Source organism: Sphingomonas sp. SKA58 (assembly GCF_000153545.1).
Classification (GTDB): Bacteria; Pseudomonadota; Alphaproteobacteria; order Sphingomonadales; family Sphingomonadaceae; genus Sphingobium; species Sphingobium soli.
Genome location: NZ_CH959306.1, coordinates 594,817 through 618,149, shown reverse-complemented (window position 1 = coordinate 618,149; position 23,333 = coordinate 594,817). Strand labels below are relative to the sequence as shown.

General features: G+C 65.7%; 20 protein-coding genes. 10 read left to right on the top strand and 10 right to left on the bottom strand.

Annotation, left to right across the window (positions count from 1 at the left end; genetic code table 11):
* Positions 1–9: 9 nt before the first annotated feature.
* From SKA58_RS03485 to SKA58_RS03475, 3 genes are all read right to left on the bottom strand, one after another.
* Complete coding sequence (locus tag SKA58_RS03485) at positions 10–1,842, bottom strand: DUF885 domain-containing protein (protein WP_009820965.1); 1,833 nt, start codon at positions 1,840–1,842, stop codon at positions 10–12.
* Between the two features lie 78 nt (positions 1,843–1,920).
* Entirely contained in the window at positions 1,921–3,132 is a 1,212-nt protein-coding gene (locus tag SKA58_RS03480; protein WP_009820964.1) for a cation:proton antiporter, read from the bottom strand.
* Between the two features lie 31 nt (positions 3,133–3,163).
* The gene (locus SKA58_RS03475; RefSeq protein ID WP_232209357.1) at positions 3,164–3,793 is read right to left on the bottom strand and encodes a DUF421 domain-containing protein; all 630 of its coding nucleotides are present in this window, start codon (positions 3,791–3,793) and stop codon (positions 3,164–3,166) included.
* Positions 3,794–3,821: 28 nt separating this feature from the next.
* Here SKA58_RS03475 and SKA58_RS03470 point away from each other — a divergent pair, with 28 nt between their 5' ends.
* Both SKA58_RS03470 and SKA58_RS03465 read left to right on the top strand, forming a co-directional pair.
* Entirely contained in the window at positions 3,822–4,964 is a 1,143-nt protein-coding gene (locus SKA58_RS03470; protein ID WP_009820962.1) for a cupin domain-containing protein, read from the top strand.
* A 6-nt stretch (positions 4,965–4,970) separates the two neighbouring features.
* Complete coding sequence (locus tag SKA58_RS03465) at positions 4,971–5,519, top strand: rRNA large subunit pseudouridine synthase E (RefSeq protein ID WP_009820961.1); 549 nt, start codon at positions 4,971–4,973, stop codon at positions 5,517–5,519.
* Between the two features lie 13 nt (positions 5,520–5,532).
* Here SKA58_RS03465 and SKA58_RS03460 read toward each other — a convergent pair whose 3' ends face one another.
* Positions 5,533–6,630 (bottom strand): anhydro-N-acetylmuramic acid kinase, encoded by a 1,098-nt coding sequence (locus tag SKA58_RS03460; RefSeq protein ID WP_009820960.1) that lies wholly within the window; start codon positions 6,628–6,630, stop codon positions 5,533–5,535.
* Between the two features lie 125 nt (positions 6,631–6,755).
* On the opposite strand from SKA58_RS03460, the gene tyrS reads away from it, so the two are divergent.
* On the top strand, positions 6,756–7,973 hold the full coding sequence (gene tyrS, locus SKA58_RS03455) for a tyrosine--tRNA ligase (protein WP_037542520.1): 1,218 nt from the start codon (positions 6,756–6,758) through the stop codon (positions 7,971–7,973).
* 122 nt (positions 7,974–8,095) lie between these two features.
* Positions 8,096–8,452 (top strand): PilZ domain-containing protein, encoded by a 357-nt coding sequence (locus SKA58_RS03450; protein WP_009820958.1) that lies wholly within the window; start codon positions 8,096–8,098, stop codon positions 8,450–8,452.
* Here SKA58_RS03450 and SKA58_RS03445 read toward each other — a convergent pair.
* From SKA58_RS03445 to recG, 3 genes are all read right to left on the bottom strand, one after another.
* Complete coding sequence (locus tag SKA58_RS03445) at positions 8,424–9,515, bottom strand: mechanosensitive ion channel family protein (protein ID WP_009820957.1); 1,092 nt, start codon at positions 9,513–9,515, stop codon at positions 8,424–8,426. The two genes, SKA58_RS03450 and SKA58_RS03445, sit on opposite strands and share 29 nt — an antisense overlap.
* A gap of 66 nt (positions 9,516–9,581) precedes the next feature.
* Positions 9,582–10,091 carry a hypothetical protein gene (locus SKA58_RS19095; protein WP_232209356.1) on the bottom strand — a complete coding sequence of 170 codons (510 nt, stop codon included), beginning with the start codon at positions 10,089–10,091 and terminating at the stop codon, positions 9,582–9,584.
* 55 nt (positions 10,092–10,146) lie between these two features.
* Complete coding sequence (recG, locus tag SKA58_RS03435; RefSeq protein WP_009820955.1) at positions 10,147–12,210, bottom strand: ATP-dependent DNA helicase RecG; 2,064 nt, start codon at positions 12,208–12,210, stop codon at positions 10,147–10,149.
* A 197-nt stretch (positions 12,211–12,407) separates the two neighbouring features.
* Between recG and SKA58_RS03430 the strand changes: the two genes are divergently transcribed.
* Together SKA58_RS03430 and mfd are read left to right on the top strand one after the other, a co-directional pair.
* Entirely contained in the window at positions 12,408–12,671 is a 264-nt protein-coding gene (locus SKA58_RS03430; protein WP_037542518.1) for an FAD assembly factor SdhE, read from the top strand.
* Positions 12,672–12,773: 102 nt separating this feature from the next.
* Entirely contained in the window at positions 12,774–16,247 is a 3,474-nt protein-coding gene (gene mfd / locus SKA58_RS03425) for a transcription-repair coupling factor (protein WP_037542517.1), read from the top strand.
* 50 nt (positions 16,248–16,297) lie between these two features.
* Here mfd and SKA58_RS03420 read toward each other — a convergent pair whose 3' ends face one another.
* The 3 genes from SKA58_RS03420 to SKA58_RS03410 form a co-directional block, all read right to left on the bottom strand.
* On the bottom strand, positions 16,298–17,116 hold the full coding sequence (locus SKA58_RS03420) for a ferredoxin--NADP reductase (RefSeq protein WP_009820952.1): 819 nt from the start codon (positions 17,114–17,116) through the stop codon (positions 16,298–16,300).
* Between the two features lie 160 nt (positions 17,117–17,276).
* Complete coding sequence (locus SKA58_RS03415) at positions 17,277–17,588, bottom strand: hypothetical protein (RefSeq protein WP_037542075.1); 312 nt, start codon at positions 17,586–17,588, stop codon at positions 17,277–17,279.
* Between the two features lie 156 nt (positions 17,589–17,744).
* Positions 17,745–19,346, bottom strand: coding sequence for a phosphoenolpyruvate carboxykinase (locus SKA58_RS03410; RefSeq protein ID WP_009820950.1), 1,602 nt, complete (start codon positions 19,344–19,346; stop codon positions 17,745–17,747).
* Positions 19,347–19,619: 273 nt separating this feature from the next.
* Between SKA58_RS03410 and SKA58_RS03405 the strand changes: the two genes are divergently transcribed.
* The 4 genes from SKA58_RS03405 (at position 19,620) to rapZ (ending at position 23,317) form a co-directional block, all read left to right on the top strand.
* The gene (locus tag SKA58_RS03405; protein ID WP_009820949.1) at positions 19,620–20,324 is read left to right on the top strand and encodes a response regulator transcription factor; all 705 of its coding nucleotides are present in this window, start codon (positions 19,620–19,622) and stop codon (positions 20,322–20,324) included.
* The gene (locus SKA58_RS03400) at positions 20,293–21,888 is read left to right on the top strand and encodes a sensor histidine kinase (protein ID WP_009820948.1); all 1,596 of its coding nucleotides are present in this window, start codon (positions 20,293–20,295) and stop codon (positions 21,886–21,888) included. The genes SKA58_RS03405 and SKA58_RS03400 overlap by 32 nt, the downstream gene beginning before the upstream one ends.
* A gap of 62 nt (positions 21,889–21,950) precedes the next feature.
* Positions 21,951–22,382, top strand: coding sequence for an HPr kinase/phosphorylase (locus tag SKA58_RS03395; RefSeq protein ID WP_009820947.1), 432 nt, complete (start codon positions 21,951–21,953; stop codon positions 22,380–22,382).
* On the top strand, positions 22,379–23,317 hold the full coding sequence (gene rapZ, locus SKA58_RS03390) for an RNase adapter RapZ (RefSeq protein ID WP_009820946.1): 939 nt from the start codon (positions 22,379–22,381) through the stop codon (positions 23,315–23,317). The genes SKA58_RS03395 and rapZ overlap by 4 nt, the downstream gene beginning before the upstream one ends.
* Positions 23,318–23,333: the final 16 nt, after the last annotated feature.

Genomic DNA, 23,333 nt, shown 5'->3' with positions numbered 1-23,333 from the left:
GGCGTGGGTTCAGGCCCCGCCGCGTTCCTTGACCCAAGCATCGACATTGGCGGCGAGCACGGTCATCGGCACGCCGCCCCCCTTCACCACCATGTCGTTGAACAGGCGAAAGTCGAACCGGTCGCCCAGCGCCCGTTGCGCGTCCCCGCGCAGCCGTACGATTTCGCCATGGCCGACCTTGTAGCCGCAGGCCTGGCCCGGCCATGCGCAATAGCGGTCAACTTCGCCCTGCACATCCTCCAGCGTCGATCCGTTGGTGCTGGCAAACCATTGGATCGCCTGATCGCGCGTCCAGCGTTTGGCGTGCAGGCCGGTGTCTACCACCAGCCGGCAACAGCGATAGGCGATCGACTGGAGATAACCCAGCCGCCCGGCGACATCGCCATCATAGACGCCCAGCTCATCGCCCAGCTGCTCGGCATAGAGCGCCCAGCCCTCGCTATAGGCGTTGAACGCCAGCAGCGATCGGATCAGCGGCAGTTTATAGGTATATTCGCCCTGCCAGATATGGCCCGGTATCCCTTCATGATAGCAGAGCGTCGGCAGGCTGTAGCGCGGCCAGATGCCGGTATCGCGCAGGTTGATATAATAGTTCCCCGGCACACTGCCGTCGATGGAGCCGGCCCCGGCATAGGCGCCCGGCGCGCCCGCCTCTATCTCCACCGGCACGCGCTTGACGATCAGCTTGGCCGGCACCAGCGTCGCAAAGGCGCGGGGCAGCCGGGTGCGGATGTCGGCGAGCCGCCCGTCGATATAGGACAGGATCTGCGCCCGGCCTGTATCGTCATTGGGGAAGAGGTAGCGCGGGTCCTTCCCCATGGCGGTCATGCGTTCGCCCACCGTACCCTTGGTCATGCCCAGCCCCTTGAGCAGGCCGTCCATCTGCCCTTGCAGCGCGGCGAGCTGGTCAAGGCCAAGGCTGTGCACCTCATCAGGGGTCATGCGCGTCGTCGTGCCCGCGCGCAGCGCCCAGCGATAATAGTCTTCGCCTTGCGGCAGTTTCCATACCCCCGCGTCCATCGTCGCGCCCTGACGCTGGCGCTGAAGTTCGGCGCGCTGGCGGGCGAGCGCGGGCGCGACCTTGTCGCGCACGATCGCCTGCGCGCGCGCGGCATGGTCCCCCGGCACGTCCTGCGTACGGCGGGCCAGCGAGGCGACGGGCACCCATTGGTCGATGGGCTGCGCCTCCACCCGCGCCATCTGCCCCAGCGTCTTGTCGAGCAGGAAGGCGGGCGCGACGACGCCGATGCCCGCGTCATGGCGCAGGCGCTGCGTTTCGCCATCCAGATTGGCGGCATAGGCCTCCAGCCGGGACAGATAGGCGTCCGCGTCGGCGGCATTGCCGATCTTGTGGTTGGAATCGAGGAAGTCGGGGGTTTCGACGAAGCTGCCGGTATTCTGTGCCACCGCATAAGGGCTGTTGCGGTAGGACCAGTTGCTGTTCATCATCGCCATGTCGCCGAACGGGAAGGCGAAACCGTCCGCCGCCAGTTCGTGCGACGTGCGCACCACCTCCACATCGGTGCGGGTCGCGGGCGACAGCGCATTGAGGTCGATCGCGCGCAGCCGCGCCAGCCGGTCGCGCACATGGGCAGCGATGCGCGCTTGGCCTGCCGGGCTCTTGTCGCCCAACCGCGCCTTGAGCGGCGCGCGCGCGCCGGTGTCGATGCCAAGGCCGCTGGCGGTTTCCGGCGCATCGACCAGCATCGCTTCGGCCATCTGCGCCAGCAGCGCCTCGGCCTGCGCGTCCGCGGCGGTGGCGGCGCGCGCACGGGGCGGCAGGGCGGACAGGGCCAGCGCACTGGCGCCGGAGGCTAGCAGGTCGCGGCGAGTGATATGCATGTGAAAACGGTCTCCGGCGTAGCTGGTTATCGCTCGCTTTGGCATAGTCGCCGCAAAATTCGATATCTTATTTGACTGTCAGGCCGACGGCGCATCGTCAGGATCATCCTGACCCGTCAGTTTCCAGCGGCGCAGCAGCGGCGGCATGGTCAGCCCCTGGAGAAAGATCGAAAAGGCGACGACGCCGAACGCCAGCACGATGATCTGTCCACGCTCCGGCACGCTGTCCGGCACCGCCAGCGCCAGCGCCAGCCCCACCGCGCCGCGCAGCCCGCCCCACAGCAGCACATGCTGATACGGACCGGGGAGGCGCAGACGGGTCGGACGGAACAGCAGGGCGATAGGGTAGACCGCCGCCGCGCGGCCGACCAGCGTCAGCGCGATGACCACGGCCAGCGCGCCGGACACCAGCGCGAGCGGCTGATGCGCCTCATGACTGCCGATCATCAGGAACAGCAGCGAATTGGCAAGGAAGGCGGCATATTCCCAAAAGCCGAGCACATGGCCGCGCCCATTTTCGGAAATGGCGCGCCGCCAACCCAGATTGCCGACGATGACCCCGGCGACCAGCGCAGCGAACACCCCAGATGCGCCCAGATGTTCGGCCAGCAGAAAACTGCCCCATGCGATGACCGTCGTCAGCGTGATTTCGACCAGATGATCCTCCGTGCGCCCAGCCAGTTTCAGGAGGACGAAGGCGACGGTTCCGCCCGACGCGATCCCGCCCAACACCGTCCAGGCAAGCGCGCCCGCCGCCGCGACAGGGGTCAGCGCGCCGCCGCCCGCCAACCCCAGAAGGATCGAAAAGCCCACGGCGGCGACGCCGTCATTGAGCAGACTTTCGGACTCGACCACCATCCCCAGGCGCGGCTCAGCCCGCATCTCCTTGAAGGCGGCGATGACGGACACCGGGTCGGTCGCGGCGATCAGCACGCCGAAAAAAGCCGCGCCAAGCCAGCTCCATCCGAGCAACCAGTGAAGGCCACCCGCCACCACCGAGGCCGAAATGGCGACGCCCAGAAAGGCGAGCGTGATCGTCAGCGGCAGTTGATCGCGCAGCCGCTTCCAGGGCATTTGCAACGCCGCCTCGAAGATCAGCGGCGGCAGGAAGATGTTGAAGATCAGTTCGCGCGACAGCGGCAGGTCGATGCCGATCGGCAGCAGCGCCAGCACGATGCCCGCCGCCACCAGCCCCGCCGTATAGGGCAGCCCGATGCGCCGCGACACGATCGCCACCAGTGACGTGACGACCAGCAACATGCCAAAGTCGATCAGTTGCAGTTCCGCCATGCCTGTCCCGCCCCCGCCTGCGATTGGTCGGTCAGCGCACGACCGATCGCAGCACCGTATAGGCGCCGTCCGATCGTTCAAGCACGCTCATGCTGCCATCGCTTTCCAGCACGACCGCGCCCACATCCTCGATCCGCCCGATGCCGCTCTTGCGAATAGACGCTTCCACCTCCGCGCGGGTGACACGTTCGTCGCGCATCGCCCCTTCGCGAAAATCGCCATCTTCCACCAGCAACCGGGGGCGGGAGCGGACCAGGTCGCTGAACCAGGAGGACCGGATCGACAATTGCGCGACGATCCATTGCAGCAGCGCCAGCATGCAAAAGGCCAGCGCCCCTTCGGCAAAGGCGACATCCTTGGTCAGCAGCACCGTCGCCAGCGTGGACCCGAGCGCGACCGTGACCACCAGATCGAATGCGTTGAGCTTGGCGAGCGATCTCTTGCCCGACAGGCGCAGGACAAAGACCAGCCACGCATAGGCGAGCACGGAAATGACAAGGACGCGCATGAGGCCGTGCAGGGTATCGAAGAACATGAACATGGAAGCGTTGGGAGCGCCGCGCGGTTCCGCGCCGGCCCAACCTGCATCAGCCAATGGCGTGCCCGGCACGGTCCCGCCTGCGTCGCGCTTGTCAGCGGCCGCTGCGACGGGCAAAGCCATCGCATTCCTTCCCGTTCCGCGAGCATCCATGTTTCCTTCCTTCGACGTCCAAGCCTTTCTGCGCGATCACTGGCAAAAGCAGCCGCTGCTGATCCGTAACCCCTGGGGCGCGTGGGCCAATCCGCTGGAGCCTGACGAGCTGGCGGGCCTTGCCTGCGAAGAAGGGGTCGAATCGCGGATCGTGGTTCAGACGGACGGCGACTGGGCGTTGGAGCATGGCCCCTTCGCCGACGATCGGTTTGCGACATTGGGCGGGTCGCCCTGGACCCTGCTGGTGCAGGCGGTCGATCATCACGCCCCCGATGTCGCGGCGCTGATCGCGCCCTTCCGCTTCATCCCCGACTGGCGGATCGACGATGTGATGGTGAGCTATGCCAGCGACGGCGGCGGGGTCGGGCCGCATTTCGACCAATATGACGTGTTTCTGGTTCAGGGGCTGGGCCGCAGGCGCTGGCGCGTGGGGCAGCGCTGCGACCGCGACACGGCGTTGCGCCCGCATCGCGACCTGCGCCTGCTGCCCGATTTTGCCGCGACGGACGAATGGGTGCTGGAGCCGGGCGACATTCTCTATGTCCCGCCCGGCTTCGCGCATGAGGGCGTTGCGGTGGGCGATGATTGCATGACCTATTCGATCGGCTTTCGCGCGCCGTCGCGGCCCGACATGCTGGTCGAATGGGCCGACCATCTAGCGGCACAGATGCCCGACGATGACCTTTATGCCGATCCCGACATTCAACCCGCCGCCAACCCCGGAGAGATCGAACCCGACGCGATCGCGCGGCTGCACGAGATGACGATCGCGGCGATGGCCGACAGGTCCGCCTTCGCCGCCTGGTTCGGCCAGCATGTGACGACGCCCAAATATCCCGACGCGGATTGGCGGCCGGAGGAGCCTGTCACCGCCGAGGAACTGTTGGCCCTGATCGACGCGGGCGCGCAATTGTGGCGCAATCCGGCTAGCCGCTTCGCCTTCCTGCGCGAAGAGGATGGCGTGACGCTGTTCGTCGATGGCAGCGCCTATCCTTGCGCGGGCGATCTGGCGATATTGGCGCAGCAACTCTGCGCGTACCCGGCGCTGGCGCTCGATCCGTCGATGGTTGCGGGCGTCGGCCTGCTCGTGACGCTCGTCAATCAGGGCAGCCTGATGATCGAAGACGGGCAAGAGGACTGACCCGCCATGGCCCGGCTGATCCTGTTCAACAAACCCTATGATGTGCTGTCCCAATTCACCGATTCCAGCATCGGTGCGGACCGGCGCACCTTGTCGGACTTCATCGACGTGCCGCGCGTCTATCCCGCCGGGCGGCTCGACCGCGACAGCGAGGGGCTGCTGCTGCTGACAGACGACGGCCGATTGCAGGCGCGCATCTCCAATCCGCGCTTCAAGACGCCCAAAACCTATCTGGTGCAGGTGGAAGGCGATGTGACGTCCGATGCGCTTGCCTGCTTGCGCGCCGGCGTGAGCCTGAAGGACGGGCCGACCCTGCCGGCGGAGGCGGAGCGGATCGACCCGCCTGCACTCTGGCCGCGCGATCCGCCGGTGCGTTTCCGCAAGACCGTGCCCGATTGCTGGATCAGCCTCACCATCCGCGAAGGGCGCAACCGGCAGGTGCGCCGGATGACCGCCGCCGTCGGGCACCCGACGCTGCGACTGGTGCGCTGGCGCATCGGCGACTGGACGCTCGATGGCGTGGCGCCGGGAACATGGCGCGACGCCTCTCCCTGACGTCGATGCGGGTTCAGGGCTGAAACAGCACGCCGCCGGTCATCGGCGCGGGCGCGCCCGTGGTGCCGGGAAAGCTGATCGGCAGGCCTTTTAAGTGCCGCACGGCCATATAGGCAAAGCCCTGCGCCTCCAGCGCGTCGCCGTCCCAGCCCAGATGATCGACGCCAAGCACTCTGGCCCCCGTCCGCTCGGCGATCATCGCCATCAGCGTGGCGTTATGCCGGCCGCCGCCCGCGACATGGATTTCGGCCGGGCGCTGCGGCAGATGATCGATCGCGCGCGCCACCGCTGCGGCCGTAAAGGCCGTCAGCGTCGCCGCGCCATCCTCAAGGGTCAGGCCCCGCACCGCTTCGATCGAGAAGGCTTCCCGGTCGATGCTCTTGGGCGGCGGCAGATCGAACCAGGGGTCGGCCAGCATCGTCGCCAGGATTGCCGTATCCACCTGCCCCCGCGCCGCGCAGGCCCCACCTTCATCATAGGGCGCGTTGCCCTGCATCTGCATCCAGTTGTCGATGAGGCCGCTCGCCATGCCGGTGTCGAACGCGATCAGCGCGCCGTCCGATCCGATGACGGTGATATTGGCGACCCCGCCCAGATTGAGGATCGCGGCGGGTTTGGCCAGCGCGTCAGCCAGCGCGCGGTGATAGACCGGCAGCAGCGGCGCGCCCTGCCCGCCTGCAACGACATCGGCCTGGCGCAGGTCGGCGACCACCGGGATGCCGAACGCCCCGGCCAGCCCCGCGCCATCGCCAATCTGCCAGGTCCAACCGCGCTCCGGCCGGTGGGCGACCGTATGGCCGTGAAAGCCGATCACGCCGATATCCTGCGCGACATGGCCGCTGCGCCCCAGCAGGTCCGCCACCGCCTGCACATGGCGTTCGGTCAACTCCGCCTCGACGGATGCAATCAGCGGTTCGAAGCCCGGCCGTTCCATCGCCATCGCGCGCTGGCATGCTTCGGCCAGGCGCAGGCGAAATCCCTCGTCATAGGCCATGGCGTGAAATTCCAGTGCCGCGACCGCACCCTCCCCATCCGTTTCGATGAGCGCAGTGTCGATGCCGTCGCGCGATGTGCCGGACATGAGGCCGATGGCCAGGATGGGTTGGGACATGGGGGAAAAATCCGTTCTGGCTGAGCCGGTTCAAACACCTTTCTTGAAACAAGTCGCGCGCTTCGACAAGCGCGGGGCGAACGGTATCTTTCCGTCAACTCTCTGCGATGCTACAGGCGCGCGCCATGAGCCATTATCAGTCCGATCTGCTGCGCCTGCTCGACGAGCGGGGCTATATCCACCAGTTGACCGATGCGCAGGGCCTCGATGCCCTCGCCGCGCGCGACGTGGTGCCGGGCTATATCGGCTTTGATCCCACCGCGCCCTCGCTCCACGTCGGCAGCCTGGTGCAGATCATGATGCTGCGCCGGATGCAGCAGGCCGGGCACAAGCCCATCGTCCTGATGGGCGGGGGCACTGGCAAGATCGGCGACCCTTCGCTGCGCGACGAAGCGCGATCGCTGCTGACGGTTGACAAGATCAACGAGAATGTCGCCAGCATCAAGCGGGTGTTCGAACGCTTCCTGACCTTCGGCGACGGCCCGAGCGATGCGATCATGGTCGACAATGCCGACTGGCTCGATGCCCTCGAATATATCCCCTTCCTGCGCGACATCGGCCAGCATTTCTCGGTCAACCGGATGCTGAGCTTCGACAGCGTGAAGCTGCGTCTGGACCGCGAACAGTCGCTCAGCTTCCTTGAATTCAATTACATGATCCTGCAGGCTTATGATTTCCTGGAGCTGTCGCGGCGTGCCGGGTGCCGCCTCCAAATGGGCGGCTCCGACCAGTGGGGCAATATCGTCAACGGCATCGAACTGTCGCGCCGCGTCGACGGCACGCAAGTGTTCGGTCTCACCTCCCCGCTCATCACCACGGCGGATGGCGGCAAGATGGGCAAGACCGCCAAGGGTGCGGTGTGGCTGAACGCCGATGCGCTATCTCCCTATGACTATTGGCAATTCTGGCGCAATACGCAGGACGCCGATGTCGGGCGTTTCATGCGGCTGTTCACCGACCTGCCGCTGGATGAAATCGCCCGCCTGGAACGGCTTGAAGGGGCAGAGATCAACGACGCCAAGAAAGTCCTCGCCGACGCGGCGACCGCCATGGCGCATGGCGCGGACGCCGCCACCGCAGCCGCCGAAACCGCGCGCCGGACGTTCGAGGAAGGCGCATCAGACGCCAATTTGCCAACGATCAGCCTGGGCAGCGAAGGGTTGAGCGTCGTTCAGGCGACCACCGGACTTGGCTTTGCCACGTCCAACAAGGAAGTGCGCCGGAAGCTGAGCGAAGGGGCGATCAAGGTGAATGGCGTGGTCGTTACCGATCCGGCGGTTCTGCTGAAAGCCGGCGACAAGTTGAGTTTCGGCGCCAAGAAGCATGGGCTGGTCATCGATTGACGCGCGCCGGGGAAAAACCCCGCTCCGTCAAGGGGATCATGGCATGGCTGGAAAAGGCTTAACCTGCTGCTAAGCCTGTTTTTGCGTATCTCGTTCATGATCGCATGCTTAGGCTTGCGGCCATGCCTAACTCGGTCTTCGCCAATCTCGACCATGTGATGCGATCGCGCGACCCGTCGGTCGAACAGCGTCGGGCTAAGCGTCACCTGGTGGACCTCGTCAGCCACGTCACCGCGCGCGGGCAAACCCATGGCGTGCGGGTCATCAACATCTCGGCGCTCGGGCTGATGTGCCGATCGGACGAGTCCCTGCTGACCGGAGAGCGGATCACCATCTGGCTGCCGGTGGTGAAGGATTATGCCGCCGAAATCCGCTGGGCGGAAAATGGCCGGGTCGGCATGGAGTTTCTGACGCCCGTCAGTCCGCGCCTTTATGACGCGATGATGGCGCTCATTCCGCCGCGGCAGACGGCCTGGTAGGCGGCGCCCACTGTTCAAAGCCCTCTCCCGGCTCCAGCCGATGGCGGCTGCGCACCAACGCTTCGGGCATCTGCATACGCAAAAAGTCCATCACCGCTTCGCGCACTTCGCATCGCAGGTCGAACGCGATGCCGGCGTTGCGCGCGGACAATAGTCCGCGCAATTCCAGTGCGTCGGCGCGATGGTCAGTCACTTGCAGGATGGCGACCCGCCCGTCCCACCGGCTGTTTGCCTTGACCGCATCGACGAAGGCGTCGCGGATCCGCCCGACGTCAGCCGCTGGATCGACATAGAAGAACACCGTGCCCAGCAGGTCCGACGTTCTCGTCGTCCAGTTCTGGAACGGCTTTTCCAGAAAATAGGACACCGGCACCACCATGCGCCGGTCGTCCCAGATTCGGACCGCGACGAAGGTCAGCGTGATATCCTCGATCCGGCCCCATTCGCCCTCCACGATCACCACATCGTCAAGGCGAATGGGTTCGGAAAAGGCCATCTGGATGCCGGCGATCAGATTTTTGAGCGCGGGCTGTGCCGCCGCGCCCACCGCCAGGCCGACCAGACCCGCCGACGCGGCCAGCGTCACGCCGATCGACCGGACGCCGGGAATGGCGATCAGCACCATCGCGATCACCAGCACCGCGATCATACTCTGGGCGATGCGGTAGAGGATGCGCACGCGCGTATGCCGCTGCCGCGCTTTGAGATTATCCTCGGCGCTGATGTCGCTATGGCTCTCGATCATTTGCCGCACCGCCCGCAGCACGCGCAGCAACAGCCAGCCCGCAAGCAGCGCGAAGAGCATCTTCGACCCGATCGACCAGAGCGACTCCACCCGTGGCCCAAGCTCCAATGGCTGGACGCCCGCGCCCAGCGCGAACAGCACGACCAGCCAGCGCGTCGGCTGAAAGATGGCGGGCAGCAGGATCGGCGTCATGCGCGCGCGCACCACGCGCACGGCGATGGCATAAAGCACCCAGTGGATCAGGAAGGCCGCGACGACCGACAGCGCGATGGAAACCGCGGCCAGCGACGTGATATTGGTCAGGCTGATGTCCGGCATGAAGTAGGCAACGTCATTGCCCGCAAATTGTTTCGCAGGCGCAGCATGAACGGAATCGCGAAGGGCTTATTGGGCGCAGATCCGGGTCCGCGCATTCACCCAGCATCCGTCGCGCTTCGTGACGACGCCCAGCGGGTCATAGGCCCGGCTGTCATCCGGCTCCTTGTTCCAGGTCGCGATCGTGCGACCGTCGCTCTGCGTCGTGACGACCGCGAAATGCGACTGGCGCGGTTTGCCGCCGTCCCATGTGTTGAGCGTATATTGGTCCTTTCCCATCGGAAAGACACGGCAAGGCCCGTCAATCAGCCGCTTGCCGTCCACCTCGAAATGGCAGTCGCGCATGGAGGATGTCATGCCCGCACCGGCCTGATCGCCCGCCTGTGCCATGGTGCCGCGGATCGTATTTGGCGCTTGTGCGGGCAGGCCGGCATTGCTGGCAGCGACTTCCGTTTCAGCATTAGCGATGGTCGCGTCGGTCTGCCCCGCCTGCGGCGCCGAATGGCACGCCGCCAGCGCCAGCACGGCCACCAGAAACCCACATGGTCGCACGGCACGCTCCTTTACAGATGCCGGCATGGAACGATCAGGGAGGACATTTCTATCCGCCTTGCCGGTTCGATTGGCGTGCGCGTCACCCGCCGCGCAGCAATCCTACGGCCGCATCCTTTTCGAACAGATAGAGGCAGGTGCGCGCCGCCTGCCCCCGCGCGCTGTCCAGCCCGCCGTCGCGTTCGATCAGCAGATTCGCGTCATCGCGCGCCGCGTCCACCAGCGCCGCGACATGCTCGGGCGTCGCGAGCTTGAGTTGCGCCTCGCCCGACTGGCGCGTGCCCAGCACCTCGCCTGCGCCGCGCAGCTTCAGATCCTCTTCGGCGATGCGGAAGCCGTCATTGGTTTCGCGCATCAGCGCCAGCCGCGCGCGCGATGTTTCGCCCAGGGCGTTGCCGCGCAGCAGCAGGCAGGTCGATGACTTGTCGCCGCGCCCCACCCGACCGCGCAGCTGATGCAATTGCGCCAGGCCGAACCGGTCGGCGCCCTCGATGATGATAAGGCTGGAGTTGGGCACATCGACGCCCACCTCGATCACCGTCGTCGCCACCAATATCTGCGTGCGGTTGCCGGCAAAGGCCTCCATCGCGGCGTCCTTTTCCGGCCCCTTCATCCGGCCATGGACCAGGCCGACGCGGTCGCCGAACCGCAGCCGCAGCGATTCCGCCCGCGCCTCGGCCGCGGCCTGGTCACTGGTCTCGCTTTCCTCCACCAACGGACAGACCCAATAGGCCTGCCCGCCGCCGTCCACATGGCGGGCGAGCGCATCGACCACTTCGTCCAGCCGGCTGGCGGCCATGACCAATGTCTGGATCGGCTGGCGGCCCGGCGGCATTTCATCCAGCCGCGACACATCCATTTCGCCATAATAGGTCAGCGTCAGCGTGCGCGGGATCGGCGTCGCCGTCATCACCAGCAGATGCGGCGCGCGTTCGGCCTTGTTCGCCAGCATCATCCGCTGCGCGACGCCAAAGCGATGCTGTTCGTCGATCACGGCCAGACCCAGCGCCTTGTAGCGCACCGCTTCCTGAAAGATGGCGTGGGTGCCGACCAATATGTCGATGCTGCCGTCGGCGAGGCCCATCAGCGTCGCTTCGCGCACCTTGCCCTTCTCACGCCCGGTCAGGATCGCGATTTCAATGGGCAGGCCCGATGTCATCTTGCGCAGCGTGTCATGATGCTGCCGCGCCAATATCTCGGTCGGCGCCAGCATCGCCCCCTGCATCCCCGCTTCCACCGCGTTAAGCAGCGCCATCAGCGCGACCAGCGTCTTGCCCGAGCCGACATCCCCTTGCAGCAGCCGCAGCATCGGCGTCGCCTGCGCCATGTCGCCCTCAATCTCGCCGATGGCGCGGCGCTGCGCGCCCGTCGGCGCGAAGGGCAGTTTCAGCATCGCGCGCAGCCGCCCGTCGCCCTGGATCGACACGCCGCGCCTGCGCCGCGACGATTGCCGCACCAGCATCAGCGCCAGTTGCCCGGCGAAAATCTCGTCATAGGCGAGCCGTTCGCGCGCGGGTCCATCGCCCGGATCGGCATGGGCACGGGCCAGCGCCTCGCGCCAGGCGGGCCACCCCTTGCGCGCCAGCAGGCTGGGTTCGATCCATTCGGGCAGGTCGGGCGCGCGCGCCAGCGCCTGCGCCGCCAGGTCGCGCATCCGGTTGTTGGTCAGTCCTTCGGACAGGCCATAGACCGATTCGCGCGCGGGCACCGTATCGGCTTCCTCGGGCGGCAGCACATGGTCGGGATGCACGATCTGGAGGTTTTCGCCATAGGCCTCCAGCTTGCCCGACACGAATTTGGGTTCGTTCAGCGGCAACAGCTTGCGCGGCCAGCCGCTATTCTTCCCGAAATAGACGAGGGCGACGCCATTGCCCTGCCCGTCCGCCGCCAGCACGCGAAACGGCGCGCGCGCGCTGCCACCGGCGCGATAATCGACCGGCGTCAGCAGCGTGCCGATGATTCGCCCCGCATCGGCCATGTCTAGCCGATCGGTAAGGTGACGATCGACCCAGCCGACCGGCAGATGAAAGGCGACATCGACCGCGCGTTTGAGGTCCAGTCGCTCCAGCGGACGGGCCAGCGCCGGCCCTACCCCCTTGAACAAGGAAATTTCGGCAAAGAGCGGATTGAGAATATCGGGTCGCATGGCTATCTCACGCGCTCTAGCCCAGCCGGGACGGTGGCACAAATGGCGGCTCGCACCTCTTTACAGCCGTTCGTGCTGAGTGGGGCGGAGCGACCTCGAAGACCCGTATCGAAGCATTCTGCGTCGAACGATCCTTCGATACGCCGCTTCGACTTCGCTCAGCGGCTAATCAGGACGAACGGATGAAGCGAATGACCATGACCGACACTCCCCATCTGCGCCGCATGAAGTTTCGCGCCTGGCACCGGGGGACGCGCGAATCGGACTATACCGTCGGCGGTTTCTTCGACCGCTATCATGCGACCTGGAACGAAGAGGAAATCGCGTGGTTTGAGCGCTTCATGGAAGAACAGGATGCCGACATCATGGGCTGGGCGATGGGGACGATCCCCGTGCCCGACGAATGGAAAGGCCCGATGATGGACCAATTCCTGAAACTCGATTTCGTGAAGATCGTGTAGTTGCTTCCTCCCCGCTGGGCGGGGATCGATGTCCGGGCGACAGCCCAATTTTGCAAGGCATGGGGCATGGATTCCCGCCTTCGCGGGAATGACGAATATCCTATGACCGACCTTCAGAAAATCCTCAGCGCCAAGGCGCCGATCACGCTCGCTGGCGCGCCGGCCGGTTTCCTGCCCTGGCTGCTTGCGGACCTGGCGCGCGCGGCGGGCGGGGCGGCATCGGGCCGCGCCGTCTTCATTGCCGCCGACGAACAGCAGGCGCGGGCCATCGCCGACACCGCGCCCACCTTCGCCCCGGAACTGGAGCTGATTGACATTCCGGCCTGGGACTGCCTGCCCTATGATCGCGCCAGCCCGTCGCTACGCGCGGCGTCTGCGCGTCTGGCGGGTCTCCACGCCTTGCAGGTCAAGCCCAGGGGGCCGCAACTGGTCGTCACCACGCTCTCGGCGATGACCCAGCGCACGCTGACCCCCTTTCGCGTGCGGCAATTGGTGGCGAAGCTCGCGCCCAAGGAACGGATCGCGATCCAGCGGCTGGCCGACATGCTTCAGGCCAATGGCTATGTCCGCACCGACACCGTCCACGACCGGGGCGAATTCGCGATCCGAGGCGGCATCGTCGATCTGTTCCCCGGCGGCGAGGACCAGCCGCTGCGCCTTGATTTCTTCGGCGACGAGATCGAGACGGTGCGCCGTTTCGACCCGGCCGACCAGCGCACCACGGGCAGCGTCGAGGGCTTCACCCTGCTCCCCGCGTCCGAAGCACTGCTGGACGAGGACACGATCAAGCGGTTTCGCCTGCGCTATCGCGAGACATTTGGCGCGACCGCGACCGGCGACCCGCTCTATCAGGCCGTCAGCGATGGCCGCCGCCTCGCTGGCATGGAACATTGGCTGCCGCTGTTCGAGGAAAAGCTGGTCCCGCTGACCGATCATCTGGGCGATGCGGTGATCGTGCGCGATTCCGGGGTCGCGGGCGCGGCGGAAAACCGGTTCGAGGCGATCCGCGATTATCACGCCAACCGGGTGCAGGCGAAATCATCCGATCCGGGCTCCTATCGTCCGCTCAAACCCGACGCCCTCTATCTCGACGCCGCCGAATGGGACGCGGCGGTCGCATCGCTGCCGATGCACGCGACGACGCCTTTCCATGAGCCCGAAAGCGCGACCGTGCTGGACTTCGCGGTGGACGGACCGCGCGACTTCACCCCCGAACGCGCACAGAACAGCAATATCTACGACGCGGTCAGCGCCCATATCGACGGCCTGCGCCGCAAGAAGAAGAAAGTGGTGATCGCCAGCTATTCGACGGGCGCGCGCGAACGCCTGTCCGGGTTGCTCGCCGATCATGGCGTGGCGCGGATCGCGGCGGCCGATGACTGGCAGGAGGCGCTGGGCCTTGCCGGCGACGGGCGCGTGGCGCTGATCGTCCTTGGCCTCGACCATGGTTTCACCGCGCCCGATGTCGCGGTGCTCACTGAACAGGACATGCTGGGCGACCGGCTGGTGCGCCGCGCCAAGCGCAAGAAGAATGCCGACGCCTTTCTCCAGGAACTTGCCACGCTGACGCCCGGCGACCTGGTCGTCCATCGCGATCATGGCATTGGCCGCTATGATGGCCTGACGCAAATCCCGGTGTCGAAGGCCGCGCATGACTGCGTCGCGCTGGAATATGCGGGCGGCGACAAGCTCTATGTGCCGGTCGAAAATCTGGAGGTCCTGTCCCGCTACGGCTCTGAAACCGACGGCGTAAGCCTCGACAGGCTGGGCGGCGAAGCCTGGCAGCGGCGCAAGGCGAAGATGAAGGAGCGGATCCGCGAAATCGCGGGCGAGCTGCTCAAGACCGCCGCCGCCCGCGCGCTGCGCCCGGCCACCGTCGCCGAACCCGATGTCGCGGGCTATCCCGCTTTCGTCGACCGCTTCCCCTATCAGGAAACTGACGATCAGGATCGCGCGATCAGCGACGTGATCGAGGACCTTGGCGCGGGCAAGCCAATGGACCGGCTGGTGTGCGGCGATGTGGGGTTCGGCAAGACAGAGGTTGCGCTCCGCGCCGCCTTCGTCGCGGCGATGGCGGGGATGCAGGTCGTCGTCATCTGCCCCACCACCCTGCTCGCGCGGCAGCACCACATGAATTTCGTCGACCGCTTTCGCGGCTTCCCTATCGAGATCGGCCGCCTGTCCCGCCTCGTCCCCGACAAGGAGGCGAAGGCCGTCAAGGCGGGCCTTGCCGACGGCAGCATCGACATCGTCGTTGGCACCCATGCGCTGCTCGCCAAGGGGATCGACTTCAAGCGGCTGGGCCTCGTCATCGTCGATGAAGAGCAGCGCTTCGGCGTTACCCACAAGGAGCGGTTGAAGGGCCTCAAGACCGACGTCCATGTGCTGACGCTGACGGCGACGCCGATCCCGCGCACGCTGCAAATGGCGATGTCGGGCTTGCGCGAATTGTCGGTCATCCAGACGCCGCCGGTCGATCGGCTCGCGGTGCGCACCTATGTCATGCCGTGGGATGGGGTGGTCATCCGCGAGGCGCTACTGCGCGAACATTATCGCGGTGGGCAGAGCTTCTTCGTCGTGCCGCGCATCGCGGACCTGACCGAGGTCGAGGAGTTCCTGCGCAACGAGGTGCCCGAGGTCAAGCCGATCGTCGCCCACGGTCAGATGAGCGCCACCGATGTGGAGGAGCGCATGTCGGCCTTTTACGACAAACGCTATGACGTGCTGCTGTCCACCACCATCGTCGAATCCGGCCTCGACATTCCCAGCGCCAATACGCTCATCATCCACCGCGCCGACCGCTTCGGCCTGGCTCAGCTCTACCAGCTGCGCGGCCGCGTCGGCCGGTCGAAGACGCGCGCCTATGCCTATATGACGACGCCCGCCAACCGCATCATCACCGACACGGCGGAAAAGCGGCTGAAGGTGTTGTCGGACCTCGACACGCTGGGTGCAGGCTTCCAGCTTGCTTCCCATGACCTCGACATTCGCGGCGCGGGCAATCTGGTCGGCGACGAACAGTCGGGCCATATCAAGGAAGTGGGCTTCGAACTCTACCAGTCGATGCTGGAAGACGCGATCCTGGATGCCAAGGCAGGCGGCATTGCCGAGGAACGGCGCAGCGAGGAGTTTTCGCCGCAGATCAGCGTCGATGCGCCGATCCTCATTCCGGAGGATTTCGTGCCCGACCTCGACCTGCGCATGGGGCTTTACCGCCGCATCAACGAACTGGAGGATCGCCAGGGCCTCGAATCCTTCGCCGCCGAGCTGATTGACCGCTTCGGCAAGCTGCCGCTGCCGACGCAAAATCTGCTCAAGATCATCGAGATCAAGCAGAATTGCCTCGCCGCCAACATCGCCAAGATCGATGTCGGTCCCAAGGGCGCGCTCGTCACCTTTTTCGAGGATCGTTTCCCGAAGCCGGAAAATCTGGTCGCCTATGTCCAGCGATTGAATGGCGTCGCCCGGTTGCGCCCCGACAGCAAGATCGTGCTGGACCGCGCCTGGGGCAATCCGCAGGCGCGCCTCAATGGCGTGCTGCAATTGTCCAAGGGGCTGGCAAAGGCCGCAGGATAAGGCGACGGGCGGGCGGCGCGCATCATGCGCCCCGCCCGTCGCACGCATCGTCAGCCGACGAAGGCGCGCTCGATCACGAACTGGCCGGGGGCCGCGTTGGAGCCTTCGGTAAAGCCGGCGCCTTCGAAATAGGCGGCGAACTGCTTGATCATCTCCATGCTGCCGCACATCATGATCCGGTCGGTTTCCGGGTCGAACTTCTTCGCGCCGGGAATCCCTTCGAACAGCGCGCCGCTCTCGACCAGCGCGTCGATGCGCTGCGTGTTGCCCTCGAAGGGCTCGCGGGTGACGGTCGGCACATAATGGAATTGCGCGGGCGCCTGTTCGGATACCAGCGGATCTTCCGCCCATTTGGCCTCCAGATCGTCGCGGAACGCCAGGTCGGACACACGGCGAACCGAATGGACGATCACGACCTGCTCGTAAAATTCATAGACGTCCGGGTCGCGCGACAGGCTGAGGAAGGGAGCAAGGCCCGTACCGGTCGACAGCATGAAGAGCCGCTTGCCCGGCAACAGCGCGTCGGTGACGAGCGTGCCGGTCGGCTTGCGGCCCAGATAGATCTGGTCGCCCGGCTGAATCAGCTGGAGCCGCGACGTCAGCGGGCCATCCTGCACCTTGATCGACAGAAACTCGATTTCCTCGTCCCAGCTGGGGCTGGCGACCGAATAGGCGCGCAGCAGCGGCTTGCCATTGTCGCCCTTGAGGCCGATCATCACGAACTCGCCCGAACGGAAGCGGAAGCTGGCGGGGCGCGTGATGCGGAAGCTGAACAGATGTTCGTTCCAGTGCTTCACCGACAACACGGTTTCCACGGAAAGCGCGCCGGTGGGTTCCAATACCGGCTTTTCGGTCGTTACGTCGGTCAACTAACTTCGTCCTTGCTTGCCAGGGCGCGGCCAGCGCCGCTCTAGTTGCGGATCATTCGCAACAATTCAGATGGCCGCGAATTGGCCCTTCCGCGCCGCGAAGGCAAGGCCAAAAAAACTTGGGGTGGCCAAAGCGCGGGCTTTTACCTGCCTATGCGATTTAGCCGAACAGTCCTTTGGCGATGCCGCTGAGTTCATTGGCGGGATTGCCGTCGCCGTCCCGGTCGAACAGGCTGCCGATCTGGCCCATGATCGCTTCGGGGCCGCCGAAACCGGCCATCAATTGCTGCAACTTGTCGGCCGACACGCCATGTTCCGCTGCGGTTTCGGCGAGCGCCGCCACGCTTGTTTCGCCAGACCCGATCTTTGCTGCGATTTCGCTCATCAGCGCCTGCATCTGCTCGGGCGTGACGCCGATCTGCGCGGCGACTGCTTCCAGCCCGCCCAGTTTACCGATGATGCTGTCGAACATGCGCGTCACTCCTTTTCACTGTCCATGCAGAATAGCAGGGGCACCGCGGCAACGCAAAACGTGCCCGTCTCCCTTGCAAGGAAAGGATGAGCGGGGCGCATAGGAAAAGGGCGGGAAACCATAGTCCCCGCCCCTTCCGTCATATTGTCGTTCGCGTCAGGCCGCAGTCAGTGCCGCGCCGCGCACGCCATCGTCGACATGATCCTCGAACTGCGCGAAATTGTCGACGAAGGCCTTGACCAGCGTTGCTGCCGTTTCGTCATAGGCCTCGCCATCCGCCCAGGATGCGCGCGGATCGAGAATGGTCGAGTCCACCCCCTCCACCGCGACCGGCACCTGGAACCCGAAATTGGGGTCGGTGCGGAACTGGGCGTTGTTCAGGCTGCCGTCGAGCGCGGCGTTAAGCAGCGCACGCGTGACCTTGATCGGCATGCGCTTGATGCCCGGCATCGTCGCCTTGCCGCCCGACCAGCCGGTGTTGACCAGCCAGCAGGTGACGCCGCCCTTGTTGATCCGTTCTTTCAGCAGATTGCCATAGACCGACGGATGGCGCGGCATGAACGGCGCGCCAAAGCAGGTCGAGAAGGTCGCGGTCGGCTCCGTCACGCCGATTTCGGTGCCCGCGACGCGCGCGGTATAGCCCGACAGGAAGTGGTACATCGCCTGTTCGGGCGTCAGCCGCGCGATCGGCGGCAGCACGCCATAAGCGTCGGCGGTGAGGAAGATGATGTTCTTCGGGACCGGCCCCAAATTCTTCTCCGATGTATTCGGGATGAAGTCGATCGGGTAGGATCCGCGGCTGTTTTCGGCCAGGCTGTTGTCGTCAAGGTCGATGGCGCGGGTTTCCTCGTCCATCACGACATTTTCCAGCACCGTGCCGAACCGTTTGGTGGTGGCGAAGATTTCCGGTTCGGCCTCCGCCGACAGGTTGATCATCTTGGCATAGCAGCCGCCCTCGAAATTGAAGACCGCGGTGTCCGACCAGCCATGTTCGTCGTCACCGATCAGCGTGCGGCTGGCGTCGGCCGACAGCGTGGTCTTGCCGGTGCCACTGAGGCCGAAGAACACCGCCGTATCGCCGTTCGCGCCGATATTGGCCGAACAATGCATCGGCATCACACCCTTGGCCGGCAGCAGATAGTTGAGGATGCCGAACACGCTCTTCTTCATTTCGCCGGCATAGGCGGTGCCGCCGATCAGGATCAGCTTTTCGGTCAGGTTGACCGCGATCACCGTTTCGCTGCGGCAGCCATGGCGCGCGGGATCGGCGCGGAAGCTGGGCAGGTCGATGATCGTATATTCAGGCGCAAACCCGCTCAGTTCTTCAGCGCTCGGCCGCACCAGCAGCGTGCGGATGAACAGATTGTGCCAGGCAAATTCGTTGATGACGCGCACATTGACGCGATGCTCAGGCTGCGACCCGCCAAACAGGTCAGCGACGTAGAGCGTCTCCTTTTCGCCCAGCGCCTTGAAGAAATCGTCCTTCAATGCGGCGAAATGCTCCGGCGTCATCGCGACATTGGTGTTGCCCCACCAGACGGTGCTTTCGGTTTCGGCGTCGCGGACGATGAACTTGTCCTTGGCGCTGCGGCCGGTATGCTTGCCGGTCTTGACGACCAGCGGGCCGTCCTTCGACAGCTTGCCCTCGCCATTGCGCACGGCCGCTTCGACCAGCGGCGCGGTGCCGAGATTCCAATGCTGGGTGGCATGAGTAGTGATGCCCTGGTCCGCCAGGGTGATAGAGGATTTGGCCTGCACGCCTTTGCTCCTGAATATGTTGTCGCCCGCCCCTATGATCAGGATGACGGCCGATCCGGCTCCCCGGCAACCCGCCGTTTTACGGCGTGGCGTCCGGCTTGCCGACAAGGCTGGGCATAGGCCGTGACGCCCCCAGCGTCAAACTGAGTCGATGCTGCGCCGCAGCGATCGTGACAGCACCGTGACGGACCATGCCGCGCGCCTTTCTTGCAGCCCCGCGCCCCATGGTCTAACGCTGCTGCGCTCTGCAACCTGACATGTCCGGGACGCCGCATGACCGCAACCATCGCATTGGTGGACGACGACAAGAATATCCTGACCTCCGTGTCGATCGCGCTACAGGCCGAAGGCTTCGTCACGCGCATCTATCCCGACCCCGAAGGCGCGCTGAAGGCGCTGCTCGACAATCCCGCCGACCTTGCCGTCTTCGATATCAAGATGCCGCGCATGGATGGGCTGGAGCTGTTGCGGCGGCTGCGGGAAAAAAGCGCGATGCCCGTCATCTTCCTCACCTCCAAGGCCGACGAGCTGGACGAGGCGCTGGGCCTGGCCATGGGCGCGGACGACTATATCTCCAAGCCCTTCTCGCAACGGCTGCTGATCGCGCGCATCCGCGCCATTTTGCGCCGGGCCGAGGCCAACCGCGCGCCCGAAACCAGCGACGAGCCGGTGGCCGAACCGATCGTGCGCGGCCGGCTGAAAATGGACCCGGCCCGGCACCGGGTCAAATGGGACGGCAAGGACGTGACGCTGACCGTCACCGAATTTCTGATCCTGGAAACGCTTGCCCAGCGCCCCGGCGTGGTCAAGAACCGCAACCAGCTGATGGACGCCGCCTATCAGGACGACGTCTATGTCGATGACCGCACCATCGACAGCCATATCAAGCGCCTGCGCCGCAAATTCCGTGAGGTAGACAGCCAGTTCAATGCAATCGACACGCTCTATGGCGCCGGATACCGATTCTCCGAGGAATGACCGCTTGCCCGCACCGGAGCGCTGGTCGGGGCGGGTAAGCCTCACCCCGCGCATCCTGGCGGTCAATGTATTCGCGCTGGCGCTGCTGGCGGGCGGATTTTTCTATCTCGACAGCTATCGCACCCGCATCGTCGATGACCGGCTGGTCCAGTCCGCGCGCGAATTGAAGCTGCTCGCCATCGGGCTGGACACCGCGCCGACCGACCGGCAGGACCGGCTGATCGCTTCCTATGCACGCCAGACCGGCGACCGCGTGCGTCGCTATGGTGCGAACGGCGCGTTGATCGCCGACAGCTTCGCCATGGACGCGCCGCGCTATGAACTGCGCTCACCCGAAGACGAAGCCTTGCGCCGCCATGTCGCGCGCTTCCTCGACAAGATGGTCGACAGCGTCGTGTCCGCCGATCGACCGCCCGATTTCGAGGAACCGGCGGTCGATCGCGCCAGCGCCTGGCCCGAACTGGTCGCCGCGCGCCGATCCGGCCAGCCCGAAGCGATGAACCGCTATGCGCCCGACCGCACATTCATGATCTCGGCCGCCGTGGCGATGAAGGACGGGACCAGCCTGCTCGCCACCGAAAACGCGCGCGACATCACCCGCACCGTGCGCGCCGAACGCTTCCGCCTGGGACTGGTGCTGGCCGCGGCGGTGCTCGCCTCGGTGCTGCTCTCACTGTTCCTCGCCCGCACCATCGTCCAGCCGCTCCAGCGCCTCGCGCGCGCCGCCGTGCGCGTGCGACTGGGCCGCGCGCGCGAGGTCACGGTGCCGCGCCTGCCCGAACGGCGCGACGAAATCGGCATGCTGGCCCGCGCCCTCTCAGACATGAGCCATGCGCTGCGCCAGCGGATCGACGCGACCGATGCCTTCGCCGCTGACGTCAGCCATGAACTCAAGAACCCGATCGCCTCGCTGCGCTCCGCGCTCGATTCGCTCGAACGGGTGGACCGCCCGGACCTGCGTGCGCAATTGATGGCGATTGCGCAGGATGATGTGCGCCGGCTCGACCGGCTCGTTACCGACATCGCCGAAGCCTCGCGCGTCGACGCGGAACTCTCGCGCACACGCTTTGAACCCATCGACCTGGGCCTGCTGATCGAGAAAATGGTGATCGCCCGCGAAGCGCGCGGCGTGCCGCGCGGCGTGCGCCTGGCCTTCGCCCGCCCGCGCAAGGATGTCGCCGTCGTGCTGGGCGAGGAAGGCCGGCTGGTGCGCGTGCTCGACAACCTCATTGACAATGCGGTGTCCTTTTCGCCCGACGGCGGTCTTGTCCGCATCATCGCCACGGTGGCGGACGATCAGGTGCTGGTCAGCGTGGAGGATGAAGGGCCGGGCGTCCCCGAATCCGAACGCGAACATATTTTCCGCCGCTTCCACAGCGTTCGCCCCGAAGGCGAGGCGTTCGGCAAACATTCGGGCCTGGGTCTGGCCATCGCCCGCTCCATTGTCGAAGGGCATCAGGGCCGCATCAGCATCGGCGACCGGGAGGATGCGCAGCGCGGCGCCAGCTTCGTCGTGCGCCTGCCGATGGCGGTGGCGCGCGACCCCGGCATTGTTTCGGAATAAGACGGCAAGGCATTGCTCGCCCATTTTCATCAGCCGCGACAGGCGTTAGAAGGGGCGGGATAATGGCGCGCGCCCTTTCCTCCGAAACGCTGCATGCGACCAGCGTGGCCATCGATGGCCGGGCCGTATTGCTGTGCGGACCCAGCGGCGTCGGCAAGTCCGACCTTGCGCTGCGCCTGATCGACCGTGGCGCGACGCTGGTCAGCGACGATTATACGCTGGTCCAGCGCATCGACGGCGCGCTGCGCGCCACCGCGCCCGACACGATCGCGGGGAAGATGGAGGTGCGCGGCCTTGGCATCGTGCCCATGCCCCATGGCGACGCGCCCGTCGCACTGCTGTGCGACCTGTTCGACCAGGTCGACCGCATGCCGCCCGAAGGCCTGTCCCGCGCCGTCGCCGGGCTTCAGGTTCCGGTTATCAAAATTGCCCCGTTCGAAGTCTCCGCCGCGATCAAGGTCGAACTGGCGCTCAGGACGCTGGCGCCGCGATGACTGCATCCCACCCCAAATCGATCCTTTTGCTGTCGGGCCTGTCAGGCGCGGGCAAGACCACCGCGCTCAAGACGCTGGAGGATATGGGCTGGGAAGTCGTCGACAATCTGCCGTTGATGCTGCTCGACCGGCTGCTCGACACGCCGCTGCCGGTCGGCCATGGCGCGGATGCCGACCGGCCGCTGGCGCTGGGCATCGACGCGCGCACGCGCGGCTTTGACGCCGGCGCCATCGTGCGCCGCATCAAGGGGCTGCGCGAACGCCACGGCCATGACATCGAAACCCTGTTCCTCGACTGTTCGGACGCGGAACTGGAACGGCGCTTTGCCGAAACCCGCCGCCGCCATCCGCTGGCGGCCGATCGCCCCGCCGCCGATGGCATCGCGCGCGAACGCGAACTCACCGAACCGCTGCGCCGATGGGCGAGCCAGGTGATCGACACCACCAGCTTTTCCAGCAACGCCCTGCAACAGGAAATGCGCGACCGCTTTTCGCGGCCCGGCCTGTCGGATCCGGTGCTGACCATCCTGTCCTTCGGCTTTTCGCGCGGGGTTCCGCGCAACGCCGACCTGATGTTCGACATGCGCTATCTGCGCAATCCGCATTGGGACGATGCGCTGCGGCCCAAAACCGGGCTGGAGGCCGACGTCGCGGCCTATATCGCGCAGGATCCCGCCTATGCGGACAGCGTGGGCCGGATCGAGGATCTGCTTGTCACGCTGCTGCCGCGCTATGCCGAAGGGGGCAAGACCTACATCACCGTGGCGTTCGGCTGCACCGGCGGGCGGCACCGCTCCGTCCATGTCGCCGATCGGGTCGCGAGGCACTTGCAAGCGGCGGGCTTTTCGCCCACGGTTCTGCACCGCAATATAGAATCAGCGCCCCAGGACAGTCTGGAGAAGCGCCGGCCGGGAGGCCCGAAAGCAGAATCATGACACAGGTGGGCCGCAC